The sequence below is a fragment of the Trueperella abortisuis genome, assembly GCF_030811095.1.
In the GTDB taxonomy this organism is placed as follows: Bacteria; Actinomycetota; Actinomycetes; order Actinomycetales; family Actinomycetaceae; genus Trueperella; species Trueperella abortisuis.
The window spans coordinates 1,400,071-1,426,843 of record NZ_JAUSQL010000001.1; the positions used below are offsets into that span (position 1 = coordinate 1,400,071).

The window sequence follows — 26,773 nt, forward strand, 5'->3', positions numbered from 1 at the left end:
TCATTCTACCGGTAAGCCCGCACGACGGCGCTCGCCCACGCCCCCGCCGTCGCCGAGCGCATGACGTGCCTGCCCAGCGCCACCGCCGTCGCACCCGCCTCCTGGAAAGCCGCGAGCTCCGCGGGCGTGATCCCGCCCTCAGGCCCGACGACGATCATGACGTCACGTTCGATGGGCAGCAGGTCCACAAGCGGCGTCGTCGCCTCCTCGTGGCAGACGAGAGCGAGCCCGTCAAAGCGCGCAATCGCCTCGGCCAGCTGATCGCTCGTGTGGAGGGGGTGGACCCGGGGAAGGTAGGCGCGCCGGGACTGCTTTGTGGCCGCCCACACAGCCTCCGCCAGCCGAGCCTGCCCCTTGCGCGCCTTCTCCCCGCTCCAGCGCACGATGGATCGCTCGGCCATCCACGGGACGAAGGCGTCGGCGCCGTATTCGGTGCACGTCTCGAGCGCTTGCTCGTCGTGGCCGCGCTTGGCGAGGGCCTGGACGAGCGTGAGGCGGGGGCGTGCCGGCTCCTCCTGGACGGAGGCCACCCGCCGGCCGCGGACCTCGCCCTTGGTCACCGAATCAACCTCGATCGTGACGCGCAACCCCGCGCCATTGACGACGTCGATCCGCTCGCCCACGTTCGTGCGCCGCACGACGGCGGCGTGGTGGGCCTCGGGGCCCGCGAGCCTGACCTGCTCGGCGTCGACGAGGTCGGGGTCGATGTAGACCGGGAGCGTCATCGACCCGAGAGCCGATCCCAGATGCGCCCGAACACGGACTGGCTGGAGTTGACGAGCTCGCCCGCCTCCTCCCCGCGCTCGTGGGCGAACTGCTCGAGCAGTTCGCGCTGGCGGGCGTCAAGCTTGGTGGGGGTGAGTACCTGGACCTGAACCTTGAGGTCGCCGCGCCCGCCTCGGTGGAGGCGCCCCACTCCCAGGCCCGGAAGGGTCGTGACGTAGCCCGCCTGCGTGCCCGGATCGAGCGAGATCGTCTGCTCGCCGTCGAAGGTGTCGATCTCCAGCTTCGTGCCGAGCGCGGCCGCCGTCATCGGCACCTGGAGCGTGCAGAGTAGGTCGTCCCCGGAGCGGGTGAAGACCGGGTCGGATTCGATCTGAACCTGGGCGAAGAGGTCACCGGCAGGGCCGCCCGCCAGCCCGGCATCCCCGCGCCCCTGGAGGCGGATACGCATCCCCTCCTCGACGCCGGCCGGGACCTTGATGGTGACCGGCTGGTTGGCGCGGATGCGCCCCTCACCGGAGCACTCCCCGCACGGGGTGACGATGATCGTGCCGTATCCCTGGCAGCGCCCGCACACCGTCTGCGACATGACCTGCCCAAACAGCGACTGCGTGACCTGCTGAACGGAGCCGGTGCCGTCGCAGTTCGTGCACGGCACGGGCTCGGTACCCGGCTCGGCCATGTTCCCGTGGCAGTGTGGACACTCGACCACGGCTTCGTGCTTGATCGTCTTCTCGGCGCCGAACACGACCTCTTCGAGGGTCAGGGTCACCACCACGAGCGTGTCCTGGCCGCGCCGGGCGCGCGAGGCCGGGCCGCGGCGGGTATTGGCACCGCCGAAGAACGTGTTGAAGATATCTTGGAAGCCCTCGAAGCCGGGGCTGTAGCCTGCCCCGCCGCCGCGCAGTGCGTCCTCCCCGCCAAGGTCGTACATCTGGCGCTTGTCCGGGTTGGAGAGCACCTCGTAGGCGTTGTTGACCTCTTGATACTTCTCGGTTGAGCCGCCGTTGGGGTTGTCGGGGTGAAGCTCGCGCGACTTCTTTCGGTAGGCCTTCTTGATCTCAGCCTGGGTCGCGTTCCGGGCGACCCCCAAGACCTCGTAATAATCTGCCACAATTTCCCTTTTAGTTAGCTGCCAAAATGTCAGATAGGTATTTCGCCACCGCATAGACGGAGGACATGTTCGCCGTGTAGTCCATGCGCGTCGGTCCAATAATGCCAAGCCGGGCCAAAGTTTGCTGGTCCGCGCCCACATAGTTGGTGGACACCACAGAGGTTTCGCTCAGGGCATCACTCGAGTTCTCCCTGCCGATCCCCACGTGAAGGCCGTCCTCCTGGTGGGCGAGGATGCGTAGCAGCACCACCTGCTCTTCGATCGCATCGAGGAGCGGGAAGACGGATGATCCGAAGTCGATGGCGTACCGGGTCAGGTTCGCGGTCCCGGCGACGACGACCCGCTCCTCGGCTTCGTTGCGTAGCGTCTCCTCCACCACCTGCACGACGAGGCGGGCGGCCGGCTTGAGCGCCTCGGCCAGGCCGTCCTCCACCCGGCCCAACGCCGCAGCCAGGCCCGCCACGTGGAGGTCTTCCAGCTCGGCGTTCAGCACCCGGCGCAGGGTCACCAGGTCCTCCTCGCTGAGCGCGGCCGGGAAGCCAACCATGCGCTGCTCCACGCGGCCCGCGTCGGTGATGATGACCACCAGCGCGCGGGTGTCGGTGAGGGGGACCAGCTCAATGTGGCGGAGGGCTGTGAGCCGCAACGAGGGGTACTGCACCATCGCCAGCTGGTTGGTCAGCGAGGACAGGAGAGCGGCGGCGCGGGTGATCACCTCATCTAAGTCCACCGCCTCGAACAGCATCCGCTTGATCGCGTTGCGCTCGGCACGCGAGAGCGGCTTGAGGGACGCGATCTGATCCACGAACTGCCGGTATCCGGCGTCGGTGGGAACCCGCCCGGCGGAGGTGTGGGGCTGGTGGATGAGGCCGGCCTCCTCCAGCGAGACCATGTCGTTGCGGACGGTGGCGGGCGAGACCCCCAGATTGTGCCGCTCGACGACGGCGCGCGAGCCAACCGGTTCGCCCGTCTTGACGTAATCTTGCACGATGGCGTTCAAAACTCTCGCCTGTCGATCAGTCGCCATCACGCCTCCCCACATAGCACTCTCATAACTCGAGTGCCAATTCTACGCCTCCCGCGCCAAATATCCCAGTCCCCTCCCACGCGCTACCCTAGGCCCATGAGCTATTTCGACCGCTACGGCGAGGACGTCCTGTCCGCCCCCGCCTCCCGCATCCGCGACGTCACCGTGGAGGTGGGCATGGTTCTCGAAGACGTCGCCTCCGGCTACGTGGGCGAGGTGATCAAGGTGGGCAAGGTGGCCGGCCAATGGCAAATGGAGCTCGAGGACGCCAAGATGCGACGGCGCGGCTTCCCGCTCGGGCGCGGATTCTGGCTCGAGGGAGAGGCCGTCAACCTTATCCCGCCCCTTCCCAAAGCGATCCGCCGCGCACCGAAGATCACCGCCTCCGGATCCTTCCACGTCAAGCACGAGGCGCGCGTGGCCAAAGCCTCCCGAATCTGGGTGGAGGGCAAGCACGACGCCGAGCTCATCTCCAAAATCTGGGGCTCCGACCTTGCCTACGAGGGCATCATGATCGAGGAGCTCTTCGGCGCGGATAACCTCCCCCAGATCCTGTCCGTCTTCGGCCCCTCGGAATCCAAGCGCGCCGGCATCATGCTCGACCACCTCATCCCGGGTTCCAAGGAGGCCCGCATCGCCGCCAAGGTCACCGCGATGGAGGGCGTGCTCGTGCTCGGTCACCCCTACGTGGACGTCTGGCAGGCGATCAAGCCCGGCGTCGTCGGACTCAAGGCCTGGCCGCAGGTTCCACGCGGGGAGGACATCAAGAAGGGCACCCTCGCCCGTATGGGCTGGCCGCACGCGACAGTCGAGGACGTCGGGCTGGGCTGGGCGAAAATCCTGGCGGCGGTGCGCGACTACCGCGACCTCGAGCCGGCCTTCCTCGGTCGGATGGAAGAACTCATCGACTTCGTGACGGCCGCTAGACCCACACCTCATCCGGAAGGCTAGGCACGATCCCTTCGGCGTAAGCCGCGACCTCCTTGAGCCGCTCGACCTTCTCCCCGCCCTCGTCGAACATGAAGGTCACCGTTTTGCCGATCATGTGCGCCGCGCGCAAGCCGGGCCACGATAGCAGGAAGGCGGCGACGGCGTCGTTAGCCCAGGCGGACTCGCCCTCCCACTCCAAGCCGCCCCGGACGCGAACGAGCGCCTCGGCGAACTCGACCTCGGTGCCGTCGCTTCGCTGCGGGATTTCGAGGGCGAAAAACAGGAAGCTGCCCACCGACGGGGCCACGAACGTCCCCGCCCGCCACGTCATTGCGTGTCGGCCGGAGCTGACGGCCTCCACGCCCGGCGCGCCCACGGGCAGCGGCCAGTGGGCAGGCGGCGTCGTGGTGTCGAGAAGGAAAAGCGCAAGATTGTCTACGGTGTCCTTCACCCGCCAGCCCTCAGCGCGCATGGCCCCCTTACGCCGGGAGTTTTCATCCCACGTCCCGGCGGACTTCTTGGAGATCAGGGCGATGGCCGTGTAGATCAGCGGGATGCCGATCAGCAGGGCGAGGATAAGGTAGACGATGTAGTCGCGGTTCATGATGCCTCCTCGGCGTCCCACAGGGTTCGGGTCACGACGTCGGCCAGCAGCCGGCCCTTTCTTGTCAGGCGCAGGCGGCCCGCCAAGGCGGCGGCCGGGTCGATCAGTTCGTCATTGATCAGCGAGGCGACGACGGCTCGCGGGGTGGCGCCCACCTCGATGCCCTCGCGCAGGCGGATGCCCAGCATGATGTCCTCCTCGCGCCGCTCAGCCGCGCTCAGGATTTCTCCCCCGGCGATCGCCAGCTCGCCCGCCTCCAGCTTGCCGGCATACGCGATGGGGTGTTTAACATTCCAAAACCGCCGGCCATCAAGGTGGGAGTGCGCGCCGGGGCCGAATCCCCACCAGTTGGCGTTCGTCCAGTAGGCACGGTTGTGCTCAGAGCGCCTGCCGGGCTTGGCCCAATTGGACACCTCATACCACTGGTAGCCCGCTAGGCTCAGCGCCTCGTCGGCCATCTCGTACTTGGTGGCCTGCACATCCGGGTCCGGCGCGGGGATCTCCCCACGCCGGAGCTGGGCTCCCATCTTCGTGCCTTCCTCGATGGTCAGGCCGTAGGCGGAGATGTGGCCGGGCTCGAGCGCAATGGCGGCGTCGAGGGAGGCGCGCCAGTCGTCAAGGGTTTCCCCCGGTGCGCCGTAGATGAGGTCGAGGGAAAACTCCAGGCCCATCTCGCGCGCCCAACGGGCCACCTGCTCGACCTGGCCGGGGGTGTGGCGGCGGTCGAGTACGGCGAGAACGTGACTCACGGCGGACTGCATGCCGAAGGAAAACCGGGTAAAGCCGGCGCGGGCGAGGGACTCGAGCACCTGCGGCGTGACTGTCTCTGGGTTGGCCTCCGTGGTCACCTCCCCCTCGGGTGCGCCGAAGGCGTCGCGGAGCGCCGCGAGCACAGCCGCCAGATCCGACGCGGGCAACATTGTCGGGGTGCCGCCGCCGAAGAAGACCGTGCGTAGCGGGCCGGCCGAGCCGAGCAGATCGCGGGCGAGTTCAATCTCGCGCACGATCGTGTCCGCAAAACGCGCAGCGCTCGCGCCCCCGCCGAAGTCGAGGTTGGTATAGGTGTTGAAGTCGCAGTACCCGCAACGCACCGAGCAAAAAGGCACGTGGACGTAGGCGGACAGGCCCTCCACCCGCACAGTTTCAAGGCCGAGCTCAGTCACGCTCGCGGATCGCCTCGATGTCGTAAATCTTGCGCCCGGCCTCGATTCCGCGCGACTCGAAGCGAGTCATAACCCGGCCCGGCCAACGCTTGGCGAAGCCGCCCCGGTACTGGCCCTGATCGGCGGCGTCAGGGTTCTTCTCCGAGTACGGGTTGGAAAAATGGGGGCTGTTGGCCACGACGTCGCGCATCTGCCAGGCGTAGTCCGCCCAGTCCGTCGCCATGCGCCACACCCCGCCCTGCTCGAGGACGAGGGCAACCGTCTCGGCGAAGTCGTCGCTGACCAGGCGGCGCTTGTGGTGGCGCTTCTTACGCCAGGGGTCAGGGAAGAAGGTCCACACCTCCCGCGCGCGCGGGTTCTCCACCTCGCCACGCCTAAAGAGGATGGGCAGGGCCTGGGCGGCGTCGACCTCCATGATCCGCACGTTCTGCACGCCCTCGCGCACGGCCGCGTTCACGCAGCGCGCCACCCCGGGTGACCAGGCTTCGATCGCGAGGAAGTTCCATTCCGGACGGGACAGTGCCGCCGACATCGTCTGCTCCCCGCTGCCGGGCCCAATCTCGACCACGAGGGGGGCCGAACGCCCGAAGGCGGCGCGCAGGTCGACGAAGACGTCCTGCGCCATGGTGGTCTGGGCCGGGCCGCTTGGAAAGTCGATGACGTAGGCCGGTCCATACTGCTCCATGACCTTCTCGTACTTGTCCCCCAGGCGCGAGCCGCGCCGGGTGAAGGACATGATCCGGCCGTAGTTCGGGTTCTGCTCGGGAGTCGGCGGCTGGGACATGCTACTTCTTCTTCGACTCGGGCATCTCGGAGGAGAGCGCGGCGACGAAAGCCTCCTGCGGCACGTCCACGCGGCCGATCGACTTCATGCGCTTCTTTCCTTCCTTCTGCTTTTCCAACAGTTTGCGCTTGCGGGAAATATCGCCACCGTAGCACTTGGCGAGCATGTCCTTGCGCAGGGCGCGAATCGTCTCGCGGGCGATGATGCGCGAGCCGATGGCGGCCTGGACGGGGATCTCGAACTGTTGACGCGGGATGAGGCTCTTGAGCTTGCCCGTCATCTCCACGCCGTAGTGGTAGGCGTTGTCGCGGTGGACGATGGCAGAGAAGGCGTCGACCTTCTCCCCGTTGAGCAAGATGTCAACCTTGACGAGGTCCGCCTGCTGCTCGCCCTCCTCCTTGTAGTCGAGGGAGGCGTAGCCCTTGGTGCGCGACTTGAGCTGGTCGAAGAAGTCGGTGACGATCTCGGCAAGCGGCAGCTTGTAGCGCAGTTCCACACGGTCCTCCGACAGGTAGTCCATCCCCTGCAGGCTGCCGCGGCGCTGCTGGCACAGCTCCATCGTGGTGCCCACATAGTCGGAGGGGGTGAGAATCGTGGCGTTGACGAGTGGCTCGTAGATCGCGGCGATCTTCCCATCAGGAAACTCGGAGGGGTTTTGCACGACGTGCTCCACCCCGCCCTCAGCGACAACCCGGTAGATGACCGAGGGCGCGGTGGCGATCAGGTCAAGGTCGAACTCGCGCTCGAGGCGCTCCGTGACAATCTCGAGGTGGAGCAGGCCGAGGAATCCGCACCTAAACCCGAAGCCGAGCGCCACCGAGTTCTCCGGCTCGTAGACGAGGGCGGCGTCGTTAAGCTTGAGCTTGTCTAGCGCGTCGCGCAGTGCCGGGTAGTCCGAGCCGTCGATGGGATAGATACCCGAGTAGACCATGGGCTTGGGATCGCGGTAGCCAGAAAGCGGGCTCCTAGCCGGCTTGCGCGCATCGGTGACCGTGTCACCGACTCGCGACTGACGCACCTCCTTCACACCCGTGATGAGGTAGCCCACCTCCCCCACGCCCAGCCCGGCGGCCGGCTTGGGTTCGGGCGAGATGACGCCGATCTCGAGCAGCTCGTGGTTAGCGTGGGTGGACATCATCTGCACCCGCTGGCGCGGGGTGAGGCTCCCGTCCACCACGCGCACGTAGGTGACAACCCCGCGGTAGGAATCGTAGACGGAGTCGAAGATCATGGCGCGCGCCTCGGCATCCGGGTCGCCCGTGGGGGAAGGTATCTCTGCGACGATCCGGTCGAGCAGCTCATCCACGCCCTGCCCCGTCTTGCCCGAGACCCGTATGACATCATCGGCGTCACAGCCGATAAGGGAGGCGAGCTCGGCGGCGTACTTGTCCGGGTTCGCGGCGGGTAGGTCGATCTTGTTGAGAACCGGGATGATCGTGAGGTCGTTCTCGATGGCCATGTAGAGGTTAGCCAAGGTCTGGGCTTCGATGCCCTGCGCCGAATCCACCAGCAGGATCGCCCCCTCGCAGGCGGCGAGCGAGCGGGAAACCTCGTAAGCGAAGTCAACGTGGCCGGGGGTGTCAATCATGTTCAGGGCGTAGGCCTGCCCGTCCACCGTCCACGGCATCCGCACCGCCTGGGACTTGATGGTGATTCCGCGTTCGCGCTCGATGTCCATCCGGTCGAGGTACTGGGCGCGCATCTCACGCTCGGCGACGACGTCGGTCAGCTGCAGCATCCGGTCGGCAAGCGTCGACTTGCCGTGATCGATGTGGGCGATGATGCAGAAATTTCGAATCTGCGCGGCCGGTGTGGACGCGGGCTGGATCTTGGCCAGCTCAGCAGAGGTAGAAACGGGCACGAGTCTCCTTCAAGTAACAGTCCTCATCCACGATACCAGCGTGCTCGCGGCGATCGCCGAATGGGCCGTGTGAAATTGGGCGGCACGTGTCAGACTTGTCCCATGTATTCCTCCATCTTATGGGACATGGGCGGCACGCTGATCGACACCTACCCCGCCGTCGACAACCTGCTCGCGCGGATCGGGTACCGCACGAGTGCGCCCAGCGACGCCCAGCTGTCCGAGGTGGCTGCCCTGCGCTCGGTATCGATCGAGCACGCGATGAACAAGCTCCACCAGCTCTACGGCGCTGACCTAGACGCCCTCCACGCCGGCTATGCGGAGCTCAAGGAAACGTGGAGAACCCGTCCGGCTCCGCTGATGAGCGGGGCGCGCCGCGTGCTTGGCGCCGTTCACGACGCCGGAGGGCTCAACCTCGTGGCCACCCATCGCGACCGCCGCTCGGCCGAGAACCTGCTGGCCGCCCACGGGATCGAGGTGGACGACATGGTGTGTGCCCCCGACGGCTACGAGCGCAAGCCCTCCCCGCAGATGTACCAGGTTCTCATCGAGCGCCACCACCTCGACCCGGCCACCGTCATCGCGCTCGGCGATCGGCCGATCGACGTCGAGGCCGCCACCGCCGCCGGAATCCGCGGCTATCTGCTCGATCACCGCGGCGAAGAGGCAGGCACCCTTGCCTCTCTCAGCGACGTGCTGGCGCTGATCGGTGAGCGCGTGTGAGATAATTTCTGCCATGAGCCTTGGACCCGGATCCCTCAACGTTTTCCTGCCCCTCATCGAGCGGCTGACCCGGCTACCCGGCCGCGCACTTGTCTCCACCGCGGCCGTAGCAAACGTGCTGCTGGCGTTCGTCGGTGTGGGTGCCGGCAGGAACGGTTCCTCTACCGCCGCCTGGATCCCGTTCGCCGCGTGCGTGGTATTCAGCGCAGTCCTGGTTTTTTTCGCTGTCCGACGCTCCCGGCTCGAACGCCTCATGGAGGCGTACACCGAGAAACTGAGGGCGCGCTACGGGCGTCGACCCCAGGCCGAGTCTGCCGGCCAGATCGCGAGCACGGCGGGTGAGGGCATCGTCATCGACGAATACGGCAACCCGCTCGGCCGCGAGGAGGGCATGGAGCAGGAGATCGAGCGGATGCGCGCCAAGGAGCGCCAGGCCGACGCCGAGCGGGAGGCCGCCCAGCGTAAAAACACGTTCCTTTCTCGGCTGGAGGCAGCACAGCGGGCCGCGATCGCCCAGGCCGGTGGCGTGGAGAACGTCCCGCACCTGAAGGACGACCTGCGCTGGACGATTCTCTCCGCCGGCCTCACCCTCGCATCGCTGCCCATCATCGCCGTGCTCATTATCGTCGGCCTCGCCATCTGGCTGTAGCGGCCAACGTGCACCACGGGCGTCGGGGACACCTCTGGCGACGGCGTCGTGACCACGGCACGAGGTCGAGCCCGGGCGTGTGGCAAAATGGAGGTATGGGATTTAACAAGAAGCTCCTGGCCGCCGACGAGTACGTCATCCGCCACATGCGTGAGCACGTCAAGGCCATTTTCCCGAACATCCTCGCCCTCGTGGTCGTGGTGGTGGCGCTCGTCCTCGCCCTCGTCTTCCTGCCGGACTCCGTGAGCCCGTGGGCGCACTGGGCCGCCGGCGCCACCGCGGCGCTCCTGGCGCTCTTCCTGTTCGTAATCCCCTGGCTGCAGTGGATGACGAGCACGTTCACTGTCACCAATCGCCGGATCATCACCCGCACTGGCATCCTCAACAAGACCGGCCATGACATCCCGCTCTCCCGGATTTCGAGCGCCTCCTACGAGCGCGACATGATTGACCGCGTCTTCGGTTGCGGCACCTTGATCCTCGAAACCTCCGCCGGAAACCCGGTCACGCTCCACGATGTGCCCGACGTCGAGCGTCTGCACGTGACCCTCATCGAGCTCCTCGACGAGGGCGAGGACGAGTAGCCGTGGCATTCATGGACTCGCTGCGCCGGGCCGTCGCCTCCGCCGGCCGCACGCTCGGGCGGGAACTGGCGCGCAAGGCGGGAGACGAAATCGTCCGCGCTCTTGGCGGGACGGGAAGATCTGGAGGCGGTTCGGCGCAACGCCGACCGCCGGCTGTCCCGCGGACGCGGCCGCGAGGCGCAACCCTGCCCGGGCCCACCGAGCACGCCATCGAGTGGCCCGTATCGCGCATCGGGCTACCCGAGTTCGACTACTCCCCACTCCCCGACGGCTTTCCCGACCCGGGCGAAGTGGTATGGGCGTGGGTGCCCTTCGACGAAAACGACGGGCGCGGCAAGGATCGGCCCGTGCTCGTGCTCGCCGGATACGAGGAGCACGTCGTCTTCGTACAAATGTCGAGCAAGGACCACGACAGCTATGCGCGCTACGAGGCCAGCCAGGGCCGGACGTGGATGGACATCGGGCGTGGCGCATGGGATCCGCGCGGGCGCGAATCGGAGGTCCGCCTCGACCGGCTGCTCGTGGCCCATGTCGCCCAGGTTCGCCGCGAGGGAGCCACGCTGGATCGGGAGCGCTACGACGCCGTCGTGAGCGCGCTCACGGAACTCCACGGCTAATGCCAGGCTTTTCCAAGGTAGGCCCACTACACTGTTAAGGGTAAGGAAGCCACCGGCTTCGACCCACGTAGAAGGAGCAACCATGAGCTTTGAGGACATCAAGAACGAAGCCAAGGATCTCGGCGGCAAGGCCAAGGAGACGGCCGGCAAGGCAACCGAGAACGAAAACCTCGAGTTCGAGGGCAAGAAGGATCAGATCCTGGCCGACGTGAAGAAGACCGCCAGCGAGGCCGGCGAGAAGGCCAAGGGCCTCGTCAACGAGGCGATCGACAAGATCAAGGGCGACAAGTAGCACTGTTATCAGCGCCCCACGCATAGTTGCCACGGCGCCGCAAACGTGAGCAGATGCACCACAACCCGCATCTGGCCTCACTTTTGCGGTGCCGTTTGCTTTGCTAAAGTAGTCAATTGGACTTTGAACCTGGTCGGGTGAAAGGTCCGGCCAATCTTCTTTCCACGGGCTCCCCACGCCTCAGTCCGAAGATGGTATGCCCTCACCGACCCGCGGCCCATCACGGGGCCATCATTCACAACGAAAGAGTTCATCAGTGGCAAACATCAAGTCCCAGATCAAGCGAAACAAGACTAACGAGAAGCGCCGTCTTCGGAACAAGGCCGTCAAGACCGAGGTTCGTACCCTCGTTCGAAAGACGCGCGAGGCCGCCGCTGCTGGCAACGCCGAGGAGGCCCAGGAGGCACTCCGCGTCGCCTCCCGCAAGCTCGACAAGGCTGTTTCCAAGGGTGTTATCCACCGCAACCAGGCGGCGAACCGCAAGTCGAAGCTCGCCAAGCTTGTTGCGAAGATCGACGGCTAAGCTTTAGCCTCGAAAGGCGGCGGACTCATGTCCGCCGCCTTTTTCATGCCCGCGCACCGGCCGGAGCAGTCTGCCATCACGGCTTATAGGTCAGGTTGTGGGTTAATAGACAAAAAATGTGTCTTATCCGGGCGTGTCGTTAGTGTCCTGCCCAGCCTTGGTGGATGGTCAGGCCGTCGTCCCAGGGGGCTTGGGTGTTGATGGCGTTGTCGATGTAGGCTGGCCCGTCGGGCTCAGGTTCGGGTTTGGGCTTGGTGGTGGCGGGGGTGTTGTTGATGAACGTGGGCTTATAGGTCAGGTTGTGTTGGTTTTTGGGCTGTCTTTCGTTGCTATAAAGCCGAAAGGTGGGGGTTGGACTGGTTGTGACTTGAGTTCTTGGTTGGCCAGGTCGTGTTGGTTTTATCCCGGTTTTTGATTGATATTCCGTGGCAAGGTCGGGGTTTGAATCGGCTTGAATGTGGGGATGGGAAATCCTCGATGCAAAATCTGTGGTGGCACGACGCAAAAATGGGGCTCAACTCGAGCAGGTAGGCCAAGGTTGCGCTGTCCAACATGTGGGGCAAGCCAGTCTCGGCGTAACGATACCCGCGCCCGGCATTTCAGTGCGTTTTTAGACTTCGTCACCGGCAAACACACCCTGGCCGATTACGGGCCCAAGGCACGCACCATACGACGGCGTAACGAACCATTTTGGCATCTATGGCCAGTTTCCCCACTGGTCGACGAAGTCAGCCACGTGGTCTTTGTTGACGGGATCTACCTGTCCCACAAGCTGGTCGTCCTGATCGCGTGTACCAAGACTCACGTGCTTGGCTGGTACGTGGCCAAGGGCGAGACCACCCGCGCCTGGCAAGCGCTGATGTCGAGGATCGCGCCCCCAGATGTTGTCGTGTGTGATGGTGGGCAAGGCATCGCCAGCGCGGTGAAGACTACCTGGCCTGGAACCCGGATCCAACGCTGCGTCTTTCACGCCTATAGCGCGGTCAAGCGTAAGACCACCACCCGGCCACGCACTCAGGCAGGTGTTGATCTCTACGGTCTTGCTCAAGCCCTGCTCGAGGTCGCCACCTATGAGCAGGCAGTGGCATGGATGAGCAAACTCGCCGCCTGGAACACCACCTACAAACAGTTCCTCGCCCAGCGCACCCGGCTACCAGACGGACGCCTCGTTCCCACCCATGCCCGGCTGATCCAGGCCAAGAACTGCCTCAACACGCTGGTCAAACAAGGCACGCTGTTCACCTTCCTTGATCCCGCCCTTGACCTTGAAGGTGACCCCATTCCCAGGACGTCGAACCTGATCGAGGGCGGGATTAATACCCAACTACGCTGCGTGCTACGAGCCCACCGGGGCATGAGTCTTGATCACCAGGTCAAGACCGTGTTGTGGTGGTGCTACCAGCACACCGAGACCCCTGCCACCCCAGCACACATCCTCAAGACCACGATCACCGACCAGCAGATCATTGACCAATTCGACAAGGCCAGCCACCGCGCCCAAGCACAAGCCGAGATCGACAGGTGGGGAACCGCAGTTAACTGGACCGACTTCCACCACAACGGAACCTGACACGAAACCTACTAAACCGAAACCAACACATTTTGGCCTATAAGCCGCCATCACATCGAAGGCTTGCGGTCGAAGGCTTCCGGTTCAGCTGAGTGCGCAGCTCGTCGACAACCACGCCAGAAACGATTTAGCCATGCTTGGAGCACTCCTTTGCGGAGAGAACCTGGAACCGTCATCGGCGATGCCTGCTGTGAGGACCGCGTCGGTATGAGTGCAAATTCTGGGGTGTACTGGCTACTCGTTATGACGGGGTTCTTTGCCTACAGTTTCATCACAGAGGATTGGGGTCAATCCTGGATTATCTGGCCCGTGGCAGGCGTGCTGTTCGCCGCCCTGATGGTGGGATTGTCCTACTGGGTAGGATCGCGGCAAGAGAACCGACAAGATGCGTGACACAGGGCGGCAGGCCCAACCGAATGGTTCGTGAAGTGCGTGCCCCCGCATTATCTCTGCGCTGTGATACGACTGAGATAATGCGGGGGCATTGCAGGTGGTCCTAGGCGTTGACCTTGAGGGCCGCGTTGATCTGATCCACCGAATCCTTCGCGTCCCCGAGCAGCATCGCGGTGTTCTCGTTGAAGAACAGCGGGTTCTGCACGCCGGCGTATCCGGCGTTGCCCATCGAGCGTTTGAATACGATGACGTTCTTCGCCTCCCAGACCTTGATGACCGGCATGCCGGCGATCGGCGAGCCCGGCTCCTCGGCCGCCGGGTTGACCGTGTCGTTGGCACCGATCACAAGCACCACGTCGGCCTCGGACAGCGAGTCGTTGACCTCGTCCATCTCGTAGACGATGTCGTAGGGGACATTCGCCTCCGCCAGGAGGACGTTCATATGTCCGGGTAGGCGACCGGCAACCGGGTGGATCGCAAAGGAGACGTCGACGCCCGCCTCGCGCAGACGCCGGGTGAGTTCGGCGACCGGGTACTGGGCCTGCGCCACCGCCATGCCATAGCCGGGGGTGATGACCACCTTGTGGGCGGTGGCCAGCATCTCGGCTACCTCGGGTGCGGTGATCTCACGGTGGGTGCCGTAGTCGCGCTCCTCGGCCACCGCACCATCGGAGCCGAAGCCGCCGAGGATGACGGAGATGAAGGAGCGGTTCATCGCCTGGCACATGATGTAGGACAGGTAGGCGCCGGAGGATCCCACGAGCGCGCCCACAATGATGAGCAGATCGTTACCAAGCGTGAAGCCGGCCATGGCGGCGGCCCAGCCCGAGTAAGAGTTCAGCATCGACACGACCACCGGCATGTCGCCGCCACCGATCGCCGCCACGAGGTGCAGGCCGAGCAGGAGTGCGACAACTGTGAGCAGGGCCAGTGGGATCATCCCGGAACCGATGCTGCGGGTGTGGGCGAACCAGATGATAAACGCCAGCGAGGCGAGGATGGCGCCGAGGTTGAGCCAGTTGCGCCCTGGAAGGGTGAGCGGTTTGCCGGACATGCGACCCGAGAGCTTGAGGAACGCGATGATCGAGCCGGTGAACGTGACCGCGCCGATGAACACCGCCAGGCCCACCTCCCCCATGTGAAAGGCGTTCTCAGGTGTGTCCGCGCCCGGTGTGAGGATGAAGGAGTTATAGCCCACGAGCACCGCGGCCAGACCCACGAACGAGTGCAGCATGGCAATGAGTTCGGGCATGCCGGTCATCTCCACCTTGCGAGCGAGTGGGATGCCGACGGCCGCACCGATTCCAAGGGCCACGATGATGAGGGCTGCCACCACGCCCTGCTGATCGGAGAAGGAGATGAGGATGGTGATGGTCGCCACCAGGACGAGGAACATGCCGAGCATGCCAAGCCGGTTTCCGCGTTGCGCCGTGGCCTGCTTCGACAATCCCGCGAGCGCGAGGATGAAGAGCAGGGCGGCTGCGATGTAGGCAAGCGACTGGAAGCTCAGCTGCCAGAAACCCACGAAAGTGTAGATATCGCTCATGATCAACTCCTATGGAACATCTTGAGCATGCGCTCTGTGACGAGGAATCCACCAAAGATGTTGATGGAGGCCACAGCGGTGGCGATGAAGGCCAGGATCTGCACGGCGACGTTGCTCGATCCGACCTGGAGCAGCGCGCCGACCACGATGATGCCCGAGATCGCGTTTGTCACGGACATGAGCGGGGTGTGGAGCGCATGGGTGACCGCGGTGATGACGTAGAAGCCGATCACGACGGCGAGGGCAAAGACCATGAAGTGGGTGGTTGAGCCGGGAGGCGCGGATGCGATGAGCCATATGAATAGCGCGCCGGCGGCTAACTTCCACCAGTGCTTGGCGATCCAGGATTTCTCCTTCGCTGGCTCGACCGGTTCGGGCTGCGCCTTGGCGGGCGCGGGCGCCGGCGCCGGGGAGGCCGAAACCTTGACGGGCGGCGGCGGGAACATGACCTGGTCATCGAGAGTGACGAGCATCTGGCGAACGATCTCGTCGTCGAGATCGAGGTGGAGCAGGCCATCCTTCTCCGGCGTCGTGAGCTTGAAGAAGTTGAAGATGTTCTGCCCGTACAGCTGCGAGGACTGGCCCGGCAGGCGGGCGGCGAGCTCGGTGTAGCCGATGATGGTCACGCCGTTGTCTGTAACCACCACCTCGTCCGGGGCCGAGCCGACCACGTTGCCTCCATTTGCGGCGCCCATGTCGACGACGACGGAGCCCGGCTTCATACCTGCGACCGCCTCCTCCGTGAGTAGCACGGGTGAGCGACGCCCAGGGATCGCGGCGGTGGTGATGACGATGTCGGCAGCGGCGGCCTGTTCGGCGTACAGCCTTTCGGCTGCGAGGGCCTGCTCCTGCCCCATCTCCTTTGCATACCCGTCGGTGGATTCCTGGGCGGCGACGGGGATGGCGACGAAGCTGGCGCCCATGGATTCAACCTGTTCGGCAGTCTCGGGACGGACGTCGGTGGCCTTGACGATCGCGCCCATCGAGTTCGCGGTGCCGATCGCGGCTAGGCCGGCAACTCCCGCGCCGATGACGTAAACGTTCGCGGGGGCCACTTTGCCGGCGGCTGTCACCTGGCCGGAAAAGAGTCGGCCGAAGTGGTGGGCCGCCTCGATCACCGCGCGGTAACCGGCCACGTTGGCCAGCGAGGACAGCACGTCCATGGATTGGGCGCGTGAGATACGCGGAACCATGTCCATTGCCAGGCCGGTGATCCCCCGGCTGGAGAGGGCGTCCAGAATCTCGGGGTGGCGCCCAGGCGCCATGCGCGCGATGAGGGTCGCGCCGCGTCTCATGAGGTCGAGTCTGTCGGGGCCGGGCGCGTCGAGAGCGGTGACGATGTCGGCCGCCCACGCCTCCTGTGTGCTGACAATCCGCGCCCCCGCGCTCTCATACAGCGAATCGGGCAAGCTCGCTTGAGCTCCGGCGCCGTGCTCGACGAGCACCTCATAGCCCAGCTTGATCAGCTTTCCCACTGTATCGGGAGTCGCGGCGACCAGAGTCTGATCCCCAGGCTCCCGTGGTACACCAATGCGCAACTTCACTCCTTTGTTCGTTTTGCATCAAACTCTCTCAGCATATCCCGCGAGAGGACCGCCCGCGCCGAATTCTTTCCATTGGCGAAGGGCCCAGCCGCCTCAGCTGCGCAGGGCGCAGATGGTGACGATGGCCCGCTCGAGAGCATACTCCGGATCCCGTGAGAGCCCCTTGACCTCGGCATCCGCCGTGGCGATCGCCTGGATTGCCTCCGCTAGACGCTGGCCGGACCATCCGCGCAGATCCTGTTTGGCGCGGCTGGCCTGCCAGTTGTTCATCTTGGGTGTGGGCCGGCCTTTGGCCGAGCGCACCCCAAGCACCTGCGCCATCGCTCGTAGCTTCGTCGCGATCGCGCCGACGATGGCGACGGGCGAGTTACCGGTGGCGATCGCGTGCCGGGAGAGCTCCACGGCCTTGCCAGCGCGGCCAGCCACGACGGCGTCGGCGACGTTGAAGGCCGTGGCCTCCACCCGGCCAGCGAAGTAGGTGTGGACGTCGTCTTCGGTGATTGTGCCTTCGACGTCGCTCATGAGCTGGCTGACGGCGGACAGTAGTTCACGCAGGTCGGAGCCGAGTGCGGCGACGATGGCGTCCACCGCGTCGGCAGTCATCTTTCGGCCTGCCTCCCGCACGTCCTGGACCACGATCTTCGCCTTGTCGTTGGGGTATTTGACCTTGTCGAAGGAGTAGGTGGGAACCTTTCCCTTGAGCGCGTCAAGCACCTTCTTGCCGCGCTGGCCGCCGTTGTGACGCAGTACGAGCACCGAGTCCGGCTCAGGTGCCCGGGCGTAGGCAATAAGCTCCTCTTGGAAGGGCGCATTGACCTGTTCGAGGTTCGCCACGAAAATCGCGCGCGGTTCCCCAAACAGCGAGGGTGTGAGCATCGCCTCGAGCTGGCCGCTGACGTACTGCGAGGCGTCGATCTCCACGATATCCGTGTTCGGGTCCGCCGCCCGTAGCTGGCGGCGAAGGGAGGCGACTGCGCGGTCGCCGAGCACGGGCTCGCCGGAGGTGATGAGCACGATGGGTGCGAGTGTGACTGCCATGCGTGCCATTATTCCACGTCCATCCGACATCCTGAGGCGACCTCCGCGGCACGCAATACGATCGGCCCGCACAGGTCGGTGCGCACCTGGATTGGGGCGTGCCAAATCTGGAGGGCCTCGCGCGTGGGGTGGCCGTACGTGTTGTCCTTGCCCACCGAGAAGATCGTCACCGCCGCTCTCACCTGTTCGGCCAGCTCTCGGCTTTGGTCGCGCGCCCCGTGATGGCCGGCGACGACGACGTCGATATCTTCCACCTCTGAGCGTAGGGCCAGCTGGCGTTCACCTGGTGCGTCAGCGAGGATGAGGATGCGGTGGGATGGCGTTGTCATCTCCACCACCAGGGAGTCCGCGTTCGTCGAATCGTCGGTGCCGATAACCGAGCGCGGGCCGACCACCCTGATCCCACCCGCGCTCTGGCCGTAGCCGACCGGCCGGTGCTCGATCCCCCGCCGATCCAGCAAATCGAGCGCCCAGGAAGAGTTGTAAACGTGGTACAGGTTGGACGAGTACCACACCTCGCCCACCTCCGCCGCGTCGAGCACGTCCTTGAGCCCGCGCACGTGGTCGGCGTCGAAGTGGCTGATGATGAGCAGATCGATGCGGGTTACCCCGGCGAGCTGGAGGCAAGCAGGGATGTTCGCGCCCTCGGGCCCGACGTCGACCAGCACCACCCCGGCCTGCGTACGACCGAGAAAGGCCGAGCCCTGCCCCACGTCGCACTGGATTGCTTCCCAGTCCCCCGCCCCGCGCTGCGGGACCAGCCCGGAGACGATGGCGGCGAAGGCGAGGACGGCAGCCGCACCAAGGATGACCCGCACTCCCCCGAATGCCAGGCCCAACAGCAGCGCGATGAGGAAGACGAGGTTGGCGGCGAGCACCGCGAAGGTGGGCAGGCTTGAGCCGGGCAGAGCGATGAGCAGGGAGGTCACCTTCGCCATCCACCACGTGCACGCCTCGCATGCGCGCAGGATCGGCGCGGCCAGCCACGGAGCCACGGGCAGAAGGAGCGCGCCCACCATGCCGCCGATCGTCAACGGCGCGACAACTGGCGCGACCAGGGCGTTGGCAAGGATCCCCCACATCGAGGCGCGCTCCTGGATGGCCAGCAGCGGTGGGGCTGTGGCGATGGCGGCGATGAGAGAGATGGAGACGACGTCGGCGATGGGTCCGGGCAGGTGCTCGGCGAGGCGGCGTTGCAACGGGTAGGAGAAAACGATGATCGCAAGCGTGGCGAGCGCAGAAAGCTGGAAGCCGAGGCTGCGCGCAAGCTCGAGGTCAAGCAGGCTGACGCCGATGATGGTCGCGCTGAGCAGCGGCAGCGCGTTGCTTCGGCGACGTAGCGCTATCGCGACGCACATGAGCACGCCCATGTATCCCGCCCGCAGCACGGAAGCCTCCGGGCCAACCAGCTCCACCAGCCCCGCCAGGCTCACCAGAGCAAGCATGCCGGCCATAAGAGGACGACGCCGCCCGACCGCGCCAAGCACCACCGCGATCGCCAGGGAGACGTGGGCGCCAGAAACCGCCGTCAGGTGGGAAAGGCTGAGCACCCGCATCTGCTCGCTCACGTGCTGAGGCAGGCCGGTGTCGTCCCCGACCACGACGCCGGGGATCAGCTGGGCGTGCCAGGGCCGATCCGCGACGGCCTCACGGAGGAGGGATCGCAAGCGCCCGGTGGCGGGCGTGGAGAGGACCTCGATGGAGGCGGCCTCGAGCCCGTCTGCCGACATCCTGCCACGCGCCACAAAACGGGTACCGCGCTCAAGGCGCTCGCCCTCCCAACGCAGGTAGAGGATGGCCTGCGAGCTCATTGTAGGCCCGCTCGGCTTCCCCGGTTCCCACCTCGCGACCGTCTCGATCCGCGCCATGACGCCGTAACGCCCGCCGGAGGCCTTCGGATGACGCTCGATCGTTCCGCTGACCTGAACATCCTCGCCTATCACGCGCCTGACGGCGTCGGACTCGCGCACCAGCGCGTCCGCTGTGCCACACATCGAGGCGGCGATCAGCGCTACCCCGACGATTGTGGCGAACCAGTTCCTGCGCAGCGTGCCGGCCAGCGTGACGAGGAGGGCGGCAAGTCCGAGGACAAGGTAGTCGGGCGCGAGGATCGCCATCGCCCACACCACCCCCGCGGGCACGAGCAAGCGGAAGTCTTGCATCAGACGCGCACGTGCTCGCGAAGCCGCTCGAAGGTCTTCGGGCCGATGCCGCGGACCTCGACCAGCTGGTCGATGGAGGTGAAAGCGCCGTTTTCCGTGCGCCAGTCGATGATGGCCTGCGCGGTGACCGGCCCCACCCCCGGAATTGCCTCCAGCCCCGCCTGGTCGGCGGTGTTGATATTGACCTTCCCATCGTCCCCGCCCGTCGTGGCTCCTGCACCGGCTCCTGCACCGGCTCCCGCATCGGTGACGTCGAAGGCTTCCCCGAGCGCTGGCACATGGATATGTACGCCGTCACTGATCGGCTCGGCAAGGTTGATGCGTGCCAGGTCCGCCTCATCGGTGGGTCCGCCGGCGGCCTGGACCGCGTCCGTCACGCGCGCGGGGGCGGGCAAGGTGACGACCCCAGGCGCGCTGACCTGCCCCGACACGTGTACGACGATCGCCTCCGGGTTCGCGCCCGGCGAGTCGGAAGGCCCGGAGGGCGTGGCGGCGCTCGCGGAATCGGCGCCGGGCTGACCGCCCGCGCCGTCTCCATTGCCCGACTCCGCTTCCCCGTCCGTGGAACGCCCGCCTGCCTCGAGGCGAGGGGCGCTCGTCTCGCTTACCGGCGCAATCGCGGCCACCTCGGTCGAGCGTCCGCTAAGCGCGCCGATCACCCCCGACAGCGCGAGGACAAGCAATAAGACCGCGGCGAGTCGTAGCGAGTTCCCGTCAAGGACAAAGCGGCGCTTCTTGGCGTGGCTGGTCAGTGCCCCGACGTCGTCGCCGGCGCCGACGCGCATCGCGGTGCGGGCAAAGCCTTCCACCCTCCCCCAGTCGGTTTCGCGCGACTGGCGGGAGGTGGGGCGGCGGGGAGGCAGTGTGGTCATGGAGCCATTATGTGTGCTCGGCCCGGGCAGCCTCGTCGTCTGGAAGGCAAAACCGGGCTCTGCCTCCCGCGAGCCTGATTGTGGAAAATGATTCACCCGAACGGCTCGACCTGCCCGTAGACTAGCCTCATGAACGATGAGATCCTCCGTTTGCAGGCCGAGGCGCTCGAGGCCGAGGCGCAGGCCGCCGCGGCAAAAGCGGCCGCGGCCAAGGCCCGTCTCGAGGCGGCCCTCGCCGCCCAGACCACCGACCACTCCACGACGACGCCACCCGAGGCCACCACCGCCGCCCAGCCCGCCGAGGGCGGTCAAGGCGCCGCGGCTCCCACCGCCAAAACCGAGCCCGCCACCGCGCAGACCGAACCCGCGGCCTCCGACTACGAGCAGACCGTCAGGGCAGGCTACGCCTTCGAGGGCCCGACGATGACGGTGGGCACCTACATGGAAGATGGCGAGCCGCGCCCCGCAACCCGGGTCAGCTTGCCGCTGGGGATGCTCAACCGCCACGGCCTCATCGCGGGCGCCACCGGCACCGGCAAGACCCGCACGCTCCAGCTTTTTGCCGAGGGCCTGTCGGCCAACGGCGTTCCCTGCTTCGTCACCGACATCAAGGGCGACCTCACCGGCCTACTCCAGCCCGGCCCGGCGTCTGAGAAGCTGAGCGCACGCACGGCCGAGCAGGGCCAGGACTGGGCGGCGGCCTCGTTCCCCACCGAGCTGTACACGCTGGGCGGAGAGGGGAACGGCACCCCCATCCGCACCACCATCTCCGACTTCGGCCCGATCCTACTGGCGAGGGTTCTGGGCCTAAACGAAACCCAGGAATCGGCGCTCTCCCTCATCTTCCACTGGGCGGACACGAACCAGCTCGCCCTCATCGACATCAGTGACCTTCGTGCCGTCATCTCCTACCTCACCTCGGAGTCTGGTAAAGAGGAGCTTAAGTCAATCGGAGGCCTTGCGCCGGCCACCGCGGGCGTCATCTTGCGTAACGTGGCCGAGCTGGAGGCCCAGGGAGGGGCCATGTTCTTCGGCGAGCCGGCCTTCAGCGTCGCCGAGTTCATGAAAACCGACGACGGCCGCGGCGTCATCTCAGCCCTCGAGTTGCCCGACGTCCAGTCCCGGCCCGAATTGTTCTCCACCTTCCTCATGTGGCTCCTCGCCGAGCTCTTCCAGGAGTTGCCCGAGGTGGGCGACCCGGACAAGCCCAAGCTCGTCTTCTTCTTCGACGAGGCTCACCTCCTCTTTGACGGCGCGTCGAAGGAGTTCTCGCGTCAGGTGGTTCAGACGGTGCGCCTCATCCGCTCCAAGGGCGTGGGCGTCATCTTCATCACCCAGACTCCGAAGGACATCCCGGCCGACGTGCTCGCCCAGCTCGGCTCGAAGGTCCAGCACGCCCTGCGCGCCCACACGCCCGCCGAAGCGAAGAAGCTACGCGAGACGGTGGCGACCTTCCCCACCTCCCCGCTCGACCTAGAGCAGATCCTGCCCAGCCTCGGCACGGGCGAGGCGATCGTGACCATCCTCGACAAGAAGGGCCGCCCCAGCCCCGTCGCCCCGGTGCGGATTTGGGCGCCGGCCGCCGTCATGGGTCCTGCCTCCGCGCAGGCTATCGACGACGCGCTGCGCAACTCTCCCACGCTCGCCCGGTACAAGGACCCCATCGACCCCGAGTCGGCCTTCGAGCTGCTGGAGAAGCGGATGGCCGCGGAAGCCGCCGCCCGCGACGAGGCCGAGCGTCAGGCCAAGGCCGCCCAGGAGGCGGCCAAACTGGAGGCCGAGCGCAAGAAGGAGCTCGACCGCCAGGCACGTGAACTGGAAAAACAGGTGGAGCGCGAGCGCCGGGAGGCGCAGAAGGAAGCCGAGCGCCGCCGCCGGGATGCCGAGGCGGAAGAACAGCGGCGCGTCAGGCGCCGGGAGGCCACCGTCGATCAGGTGGTGCGCGCCGCCGGCCGCACGCTGACCCGCGAGATCACGCGCGCGATCTTCGGCACCCGGCGGCGCTAGGACGCCGCCCGGCGCCGGGGTTTCCGCGTCGGGCGCGGGCTAACGGCGGAAGGTCAGAGTCGCCGTCATCTGCCGCGACTGGCCCGGCTCGACGCGGACGGAGCCGACGGCGTCGGGCCGGTTGAACGAATCGGCGACGGCCGACATGGGAGCCAGGGCGATGGCCTTGCGAGGGTCACGCTCCAGGCCGTCGCCCGTGTCGATATGAACGACAGCGGCCTCGCCGGGCTCCTGCGTCAGCTCCACCGAGGCGTTGGTCGACGGGGAAACCACCCGGGTGCATACCACGCCGTAGTTATCGGGGACGAGGCCACGGTAGTAGTCATCAAGGGAGCGAGATCCTAGGTAGCCGATGGCCACCGGCGTGTTGACACCGCCATAGGCGGACTCGCCGGGAAGCGGAACGCCACGGCGGTCGGTGAGGATCTTCGTTCGCGCCGGGATAGACAGACCCAGGTTCGATACGCTCTCCATGCCCGGCAAGACGAAGTAGGGGTGCCAGCCCACCGTGATCGGCGCCGGCGCGGCGGAGAGGTTCTTTGCCTCCAGCGTGATCGAAAGGTGCTCCGCGCCGTCGGCGCCCGAGTCAAGCGAGAAGTGGACGCTGACCTGGCACTTCCACGGGTAGGAATCGCACGGCTCAATCACCGTCTCCATCGAGAGGGTGGTGCCGGCGGAAACCACGTGGAAGTCTTGCAGGTAGGCGAGCGAGTAGGCCCGCACGGCGTCGTCGACCGTGATGTCACGCCCGTCGAAGGTGTAGGTGGCGTCGGCGATCGGGCCCGCCCACGGTGCAAGGATCATGGCCCGCGCGCCGGCGCCGGCCTCCAGCTCTTGGCGCGTTTCGTGGGCGGCAAGCAACTCGAGGCCAGGTTCCGGCTGCCACGACAACAGGGTCGCGCCCCGCTCCGAGACGACGGCGCGCGCGCCGGTGGGCGAGACGATCTCCCACGCAGGATGCCCCAACCTGTCGACCTTCACGATGTCAGTAGCTGCCATCACACACCTTTCTTCCCCGCTCACTGTAACGGGTCGACGTCGGCTTTGCAGGCCGGATTCCAGCAGCTGGACTCGCCAACCGACAATTACGGGACGATGTTGACAAGGTTCGGTTCGCGCACAATCACCTTGCGCGGCTCCCCGTCCAGGAACTTCGCCACCTTCTGCGATGCCAACGCCCGCGCCTGAAGGTCCGCGGCGGAGATGTCGGCGGGTACCTCGAGGCGGTCACGTACCTTGCCGCGCACCTGCACCACCGCCGTGACCGTGTCCTCAGCCAGCAAGGACTCGTCCGTCACCTGCGGGAACGCCTCGAAAGCGAGGGACTCGGAGTGCCCCAGGCGCGACCACAGTTCCTCGGCCACGTGCGGGGCAACCGGGGAGACCATGAGAACCAGCGCCTCGGCCACAGACCGCGGCACCTCGCGACTCGTGAGGTGGTTGTTAAGCACGATGAGCTTTGCGATCGCGGTGTTGATCCGCATGTTCGCGTAGTCCCCGCGCACACCTACGATCGTGCGGGCCGCCAGCTTGGCCGTCTCCAGGTCCGGTTTGGCGTCGGTCACCACCAGCTCGCCGGTCTCCTCGTCGACGATGTTGCGCCACAGTCGCTGCAGGAAGCGCTGGGAGCCGACGACGGCGCGGGTCTCCCACGGGCGATCCACATCGAGGGGTCCCATCGACATCTCATAGAGGCGGAAGGTGTCCGCTCCGTACTGTTCGGCCATCTCATCGGGCGTGACGATGTTCTTCAGGGACTTGCCCATCTTGCCGTACTCGCGGTTGACCTTCTGCCCCTGGTACAGGTAGGTCACCTCGCCCGTGGCGTCGCCGGCCACTTCCTCCACCTCGTCGGCCGGCACGTACTGTCCGCGCGAATCGGTGTAGGCATACGCCTGAACGTAGCCCTGGTTGAACAGCTTGTAGAAGGGCTCGAAGGAGGACAGGTAACCCAGGTCAAAAAGGACCTTGTGCCAAAAGCGTGCGTAGAGCAGGTGGAGCACGGCGTGTTCGACGCCGCCCACATACAGGTCCGCGCCGCCCGCGACTTTACCCTCGCGTGGGCCCATCCAGTACTCCTCGACCGCCGGGTCGACGAAACGTTCATCGTTGTGGGGATCGAGGTAGCGCAGCTCGTACCAGCACGAGCCAGCCCAGTTCGGCATGGTGTTCGTGTCGCGCGTGTACATCTGCGGGCCGTCGCCCAGGTCCAGCTCAACGTTCACCCAGTCCTGCAGACGCCCGAGCGGCGGCTCGGGGTTGGAGGTGGCGTCGTCGGGGTCGAAGGAGCGCGGCGAGTAGTCCGGGGTATCCGGAAGATCAACCGGCAACATCGACTCGGGCAGAGCGTGGGCGTTGCCGTCGGCGTCGTAGACCACCGGGAAGGGCTCACCCCAGTAACGCTGGCGGGAGAAGAGCCAGTCCCGCAACCGATAAGTGACGGTGGCCTTGCCGAGGCCCTTCTTCTGAAGCCACTCGCTCATCGCGGCCACCGCCTCGCCCTTGTGCATCCCGTTGAGCGAAATCTCCTCGTTAGCCGAGTCGATGATCTCGCCGTCCTCCACCCAGGCGCTCTCCCAGTCGAAGCCGTCTTCGGGCTTCATCGTGGGGATGATGTCCAGCTCGTAGGCCTTGGCGAAGTCGAAGTCGCGCTGATCGTGGGCGGGCACGGCCATGATCGCACCGGTGCCATACCCCATCATGACGTAGTCGGCCGTGAAGATCGGGATCTTCTTGCCGTTGACCGGGTTGGTGGCGTAGATGCCGGTGAAGACGCCGGTCTTCTCCCGGGCGTCGTCGGCCCGATCCATGTCCGACTTCATGGAGGCCTGACGCTGATAGTCCATCACCGCACCCATCGGCGTACCGGCCCCGCCGGTCCACGCCTGCTTCGTACCCTCCGGCCACTCGCCGGGCACGCCCGAGCCTGCCAGCATCGGGTGCTCGGGCGAGACCACCATGAACGTGGCACCGAACAGGGTGTCGGGGCGGGTGGTGAAGACCTCGAGGGGGAGGTCGCCGTCGGCGGTGTGCGCCTGGAAGGTGACCTTCGCGCCGCGGGACTTGCCGATCCAGTTGCGCTGCATCAGGCGCACCTTCTCCGGCCAATCCACGTAGTCCAGGTCCTGTGCAAGGCGGTCGGCGTAGTCGGTGATGCGCATCATCCACTGGCGCAGCTCGCGCTTGAACACGGGGAAGTTTCCGCGCTCGGAGCGGCCCTCGGCTGTGACCTCCTCGTTGGCGAGCACCGTGCCCAGGCCCGGGCACCAGTTCACGGGCGCGTAGTCGATATAGGCAAGCCGGCGCGAATCCAGTGCGCGACGCCGCTCGCTTTCGTCCAGCTCGGACCACGGGCGACCGTCCGGGGTGGCGCGCGTGCCACGCTCGTATTCCTCCACGAGCTCGGAGATCGGGCGGGCGCGACCGACCGTGCCCGCGAGGCGGCCCGGCGCCTCGGCGTCGTACCAGGAGTTGTAGATCTGCAAGAAGATCCACTGGGTCCAACCGACGAAGTCCGTGTCGGTGGTGGCAACAGAGCGGCGCGCCTCGTGTGACATGCCAAGCCGGCGCAGCTGGCGGCGCATGTTGGCGATGTTCGCCTCGGTGGTCACGCGCGGGTGCTGGCCTGTCTGGACGGCGTACTGCTCAGCGGGCAGGCCGAACGCGTCGTAGCCCATGGTGTAGAGGACGTTCTTGCCCTGCATGCGGGCGAAGCGCGCGAGCGTATCGGTGGCGATGTAACCCAGCGGATGGCCCACGTGTAGGCCCTTGCCCGACGGGTAGGGGAACATGTCCAGAAGGTAGAAGGGCTCCTTGAGCGCAGATCCGTCCTGCGGGGCAAGCGGGCCAACCGGGTTGGGCGCGGTGAACGTCTCCTCGCGCTCCCAGCGATCCTGCCACTTCTTCTCGATCTCGCCGGCGAGCTCGGCGGTGTACCGATACGGGGTGCTCATGAGTCTCCTTTACTTAAAGATACCGGCCATTCTAGCTCAGCTACTTCGCGCTCCCCTTCGAGGGCCACTGTGAGAGACGTGACGCGCGCCGTAG

General features: G+C 66.0%; 23 protein-coding genes. 9 read left to right on the forward strand and 14 right to left on the reverse strand.

The window, feature by feature from the left end:
- Window positions 1–5 precede the first annotated feature (5 nt).
- From J2S45_RS06235 to hrcA, 3 genes are read right to left on the reverse strand one after another with little or no spacing between them, the layout of a single operon-like run.
- Window positions 6–725: a 16S rRNA (uracil(1498)-N(3))-methyltransferase gene (locus J2S45_RS06235; protein WP_307634849.1), complete on the reverse strand. Its 720-nt coding sequence runs from the start codon at window positions 723–725 to the stop codon at window positions 6–8.
- The gene (dnaJ, locus tag J2S45_RS06240; RefSeq protein WP_307634850.1) at window positions 722–1,837 is read right to left on the reverse strand and encodes a molecular chaperone DnaJ; all 1,116 of its coding nucleotides are present in this window, start codon (window positions 1,835–1,837) and stop codon (window positions 722–724) included. Before dnaJ ends, J2S45_RS06235 begins: the two co-directional genes overlap by 4 nt.
- A 10-nt stretch (window positions 1,838–1,847) precedes the next feature.
- Window positions 1,848–2,879: a heat-inducible transcriptional repressor HrcA gene (gene hrcA / locus J2S45_RS06245; RefSeq protein WP_307634851.1), complete on the reverse strand. Its 1,032-nt coding sequence runs from the start codon at window positions 2,877–2,879 to the stop codon at window positions 1,848–1,850.
- An 81-nt stretch (window positions 2,880–2,960) separates the two neighbouring features.
- On the opposite strand from hrcA, the gene J2S45_RS06250 reads away from it, so the two are divergent.
- Window positions 2,961–3,815, forward strand: coding sequence for a DUF3097 family protein (locus tag J2S45_RS06250; protein WP_307634852.1), 855 nt, complete (start codon window positions 2,961–2,963; stop codon window positions 3,813–3,815).
- Here J2S45_RS06250 and J2S45_RS06255 read toward each other — a convergent pair.
- Genes J2S45_RS06255 through lepA form a run of 4 tightly spaced genes read right to left on the reverse strand, consistent with a single transcriptional unit; the run spans window position 3,787 to window position 8,206 of the window.
- Window positions 3,787–4,398, reverse strand: coding sequence for a hypothetical protein (locus J2S45_RS06255; RefSeq protein ID WP_307634853.1), 612 nt, complete (start codon window positions 4,396–4,398; stop codon window positions 3,787–3,789). The two genes, J2S45_RS06250 and J2S45_RS06255, sit on opposite strands and share 29 nt — an antisense overlap.
- Complete coding sequence (hemW, locus tag J2S45_RS06260) at window positions 4,395–5,561, reverse strand: radical SAM family heme chaperone HemW (protein ID WP_307634854.1); 1,167 nt, start codon at window positions 5,559–5,561, stop codon at window positions 4,395–4,397. Before hemW ends, J2S45_RS06255 begins: the two co-directional genes overlap by 4 nt.
- Complete coding sequence (gene trmB / locus J2S45_RS06265) at window positions 5,554–6,345, reverse strand: tRNA (guanosine(46)-N7)-methyltransferase TrmB (protein WP_307634855.1); 792 nt, start codon at window positions 6,343–6,345, stop codon at window positions 5,554–5,556. The genes hemW and trmB overlap by 8 nt, the downstream gene beginning before the upstream one ends.
- 1 nt (window position 6,346) lies before the next feature.
- Entirely contained in the window at window positions 6,347–8,206 is a 1,860-nt protein-coding gene (gene lepA / locus J2S45_RS06270) for a translation elongation factor 4 (protein ID WP_296930376.1), read from the reverse strand.
- A gap of 102 nt (window positions 8,207–8,308) precedes the next feature.
- Between lepA and J2S45_RS06275 the strand changes: the two genes are divergently transcribed.
- The 7 genes from J2S45_RS06275 to J2S45_RS06305 all read left to right on the forward strand — a co-directional run bounded on the left by J2S45_RS06275 (window position 8,309) and on the right by J2S45_RS06305 (window position 13,164).
- The gene (locus tag J2S45_RS06275) at window positions 8,309–8,929 is read left to right on the forward strand and encodes an HAD-IA family hydrolase (RefSeq protein ID WP_307634856.1); all 621 of its coding nucleotides are present in this window, start codon (window positions 8,309–8,311) and stop codon (window positions 8,927–8,929) included.
- 13 nt (window positions 8,930–8,942) lie between these two features.
- Window positions 8,943–9,578 (forward strand): hypothetical protein, encoded by a 636-nt coding sequence (locus J2S45_RS06280; protein WP_296930382.1) that lies wholly within the window; start codon window positions 8,943–8,945, stop codon window positions 9,576–9,578.
- A gap of 95 nt (window positions 9,579–9,673) precedes the next feature.
- Window positions 9,674–10,162 (forward strand): PH domain-containing protein, encoded by a 489-nt coding sequence (locus J2S45_RS06285; RefSeq protein ID WP_307634857.1) that lies wholly within the window; start codon window positions 9,674–9,676, stop codon window positions 10,160–10,162.
- A gap of 11 nt (window positions 10,163–10,173) precedes the next feature.
- Entirely contained in the window at window positions 10,174–10,779 is a 606-nt protein-coding gene (locus J2S45_RS06290) for a type II toxin-antitoxin system PemK/MazF family toxin (protein ID WP_307635433.1), read from the forward strand.
- Between the two features lie 82 nt (window positions 10,780–10,861).
- The gene (locus J2S45_RS06295; protein ID WP_270975358.1) at window positions 10,862–11,071 is read left to right on the forward strand and encodes a CsbD family protein; all 210 of its coding nucleotides are present in this window, start codon (window positions 10,862–10,864) and stop codon (window positions 11,069–11,071) included.
- 256 nt (window positions 11,072–11,327) lie between these two features.
- The gene (rpsT, locus tag J2S45_RS06300) at window positions 11,328–11,594 is read left to right on the forward strand and encodes a 30S ribosomal protein S20 (protein ID WP_270975357.1); all 267 of its coding nucleotides are present in this window, start codon (window positions 11,328–11,330) and stop codon (window positions 11,592–11,594) included.
- A gap of 463 nt (window positions 11,595–12,057) precedes the next feature.
- Window positions 12,058–13,164 (forward strand): IS1249 family transposase, encoded by a 1,107-nt coding sequence (locus J2S45_RS06305; RefSeq protein WP_307634858.1) that lies wholly within the window; start codon window positions 12,058–12,060, stop codon window positions 13,162–13,164.
- Between the two features lie 496 nt (window positions 13,165–13,660).
- Here J2S45_RS06305 and pntB read toward each other — a convergent pair whose 3' ends face one another.
- The 5 genes from pntB to J2S45_RS06330 form a co-directional block, all read right to left on the reverse strand.
- Entirely contained in the window at window positions 13,661–15,103 is a 1,443-nt protein-coding gene (gene pntB, locus J2S45_RS06310; RefSeq protein WP_300048100.1) for a Re/Si-specific NAD(P)(+) transhydrogenase subunit beta, read from the reverse strand.
- A 2-nt stretch (window positions 15,104–15,105) separates the two neighbouring features.
- Window positions 15,106–16,641 (reverse strand): Re/Si-specific NAD(P)(+) transhydrogenase subunit alpha, encoded by a 1,536-nt coding sequence (locus J2S45_RS06315; RefSeq protein WP_307634859.1) that lies wholly within the window; start codon window positions 16,639–16,641, stop codon window positions 15,106–15,108.
- Window positions 16,642–16,740: 99 nt separating this feature from the next.
- A complete protein-coding gene (gene holA, locus J2S45_RS06320) occupies window positions 16,741–17,685 on the reverse strand; it encodes a DNA polymerase III subunit delta (RefSeq protein WP_307634860.1) in 945 nt (314 codons plus the stop codon).
- 8 nt (window positions 17,686–17,693) lie between these two features.
- Entirely contained in the window at window positions 17,694–19,847 is a 2,154-nt protein-coding gene (locus J2S45_RS06325) for a ComEC/Rec2 family competence protein (protein WP_307634861.1), read from the reverse strand.
- Entirely contained in the window at window positions 19,847–20,719 is an 873-nt protein-coding gene (locus J2S45_RS06330; RefSeq protein ID WP_307634862.1) for a helix-hairpin-helix domain-containing protein, read from the reverse strand. The genes J2S45_RS06325 and J2S45_RS06330 overlap by 1 nt, the downstream gene beginning before the upstream one ends.
- Window positions 20,720–20,848: 129 nt before the next feature.
- Here J2S45_RS06330 and J2S45_RS06335 point away from each other — a divergent pair, with 129 nt between their 5' ends.
- Complete coding sequence (locus J2S45_RS06335) at window positions 20,849–22,726, forward strand: helicase HerA-like domain-containing protein (RefSeq protein WP_307634863.1); 1,878 nt, start codon at window positions 20,849–20,851, stop codon at window positions 22,724–22,726.
- Window positions 22,727–22,765: 39 nt separating this feature from the next.
- On the opposite strand, the gene J2S45_RS06340 is transcribed toward J2S45_RS06335, so the two are convergent.
- On the reverse strand, window positions 22,766–23,725 hold the full coding sequence (locus J2S45_RS06340) for an aldose 1-epimerase (RefSeq protein ID WP_270975346.1): 960 nt from the start codon (window positions 23,723–23,725) through the stop codon (window positions 22,766–22,768).
- Window positions 23,726–23,811: 86 nt separating this feature from the next.
- The gene (gene leuS, locus J2S45_RS06345; RefSeq protein ID WP_307634864.1) at window positions 23,812–26,679 is read right to left on the reverse strand and encodes a leucine--tRNA ligase; all 2,868 of its coding nucleotides are present in this window, start codon (window positions 26,677–26,679) and stop codon (window positions 23,812–23,814) included.
- Window positions 26,680–26,773: the final 94 nt, after the last annotated feature.

Bases quoted from the DNA above. Each gene is read 5' to 3' on its own strand.
- J2S45_RS06235 (WP_307634849.1), bottom strand. From the start codon at position 725: ATGACGCTCCCGGTCTACATCGACCCCGACCTCGTCGACGCCGAGCAG.
- hrcA (WP_307634851.1), bottom strand. From the start codon at position 2,879: ATGTGGGGAGGCGTGATGGCGACTGATCGACAGGCGAGAGTTTTGAAC.
- J2S45_RS06250 (WP_307634852.1), top strand. From the start codon at position 2,961: ATGAGCTATTTCGACCGCTACGGCGAGGACGTCCTGTCCGCCCCCGCC.
- J2S45_RS06255 (WP_307634853.1), bottom strand. From the start codon at position 4,398: ATGAACCGCGACTACATCGTCTACCTTATCCTCGCCCTGCTGATCGGC.
- trmB (WP_307634855.1), bottom strand. From the start codon at position 6,345: ATGTCCCAGCCGCCGACTCCCGAGCAGAACCCGAACTACGGCCGGATC.
- J2S45_RS06275 (WP_307634856.1), top strand. From the start codon at position 8,309: ATGTATTCCTCCATCTTATGGGACATGGGCGGCACGCTGATCGACACC.
- J2S45_RS06280 (WP_296930382.1), top strand. From the start codon at position 8,943: ATGAGCCTTGGACCCGGATCCCTCAACGTTTTCCTGCCCCTCATCGAG.
- J2S45_RS06285 (WP_307634857.1), top strand. From the start codon at position 9,674: ATGGGATTTAACAAGAAGCTCCTGGCCGCCGACGAGTACGTCATCCGC.
- J2S45_RS06290 (WP_307635433.1), top strand. From the start codon at position 10,174: ATGGACTCGCTGCGCCGGGCCGTCGCCTCCGCCGGCCGCACGCTCGGG.
- J2S45_RS06295 (WP_270975358.1), top strand. From the start codon at position 10,862: ATGAGCTTTGAGGACATCAAGAACGAAGCCAAGGATCTCGGCGGCAAG.
- J2S45_RS06305 (WP_307634858.1), top strand. From the start codon at position 12,058: ATGGGAAATCCTCGATGCAAAATCTGTGGTGGCACGACGCAAAAATGG.
- pntB (WP_300048100.1), bottom strand. From the start codon at position 15,103: ATGAGCGATATCTACACTTTCGTGGGTTTCTGGCAGCTGAGCTTCCAG.
- holA (WP_307634860.1), bottom strand. From the start codon at position 17,685: ATGGCAGTCACACTCGCACCCATCGTGCTCATCACCTCCGGCGAGCCC.
- J2S45_RS06325 (WP_307634861.1), bottom strand. From the start codon at position 19,847: ATGCAAGACTTCCGCTTGCTCGTGCCCGCGGGGGTGGTGTGGGCGATG.
- J2S45_RS06330 (WP_307634862.1), bottom strand. From the start codon at position 20,719: ATGACCACACTGCCTCCCCGCCGCCCCACCTCCCGCCAGTCGCGCGAA.
- J2S45_RS06335 (WP_307634863.1), top strand. From the start codon at position 20,849: ATGAACGATGAGATCCTCCGTTTGCAGGCCGAGGCGCTCGAGGCCGAG.
- J2S45_RS06340 (WP_270975346.1), bottom strand. From the start codon at position 23,725: ATGGCAGCTACTGACATCGTGAAGGTCGACAGGTTGGGGCATCCTGCG.
- leuS (WP_307634864.1), bottom strand. From the start codon at position 26,679: ATGAGCACCCCGTATCGGTACACCGCCGAGCTCGCCGGCGAGATCGAG.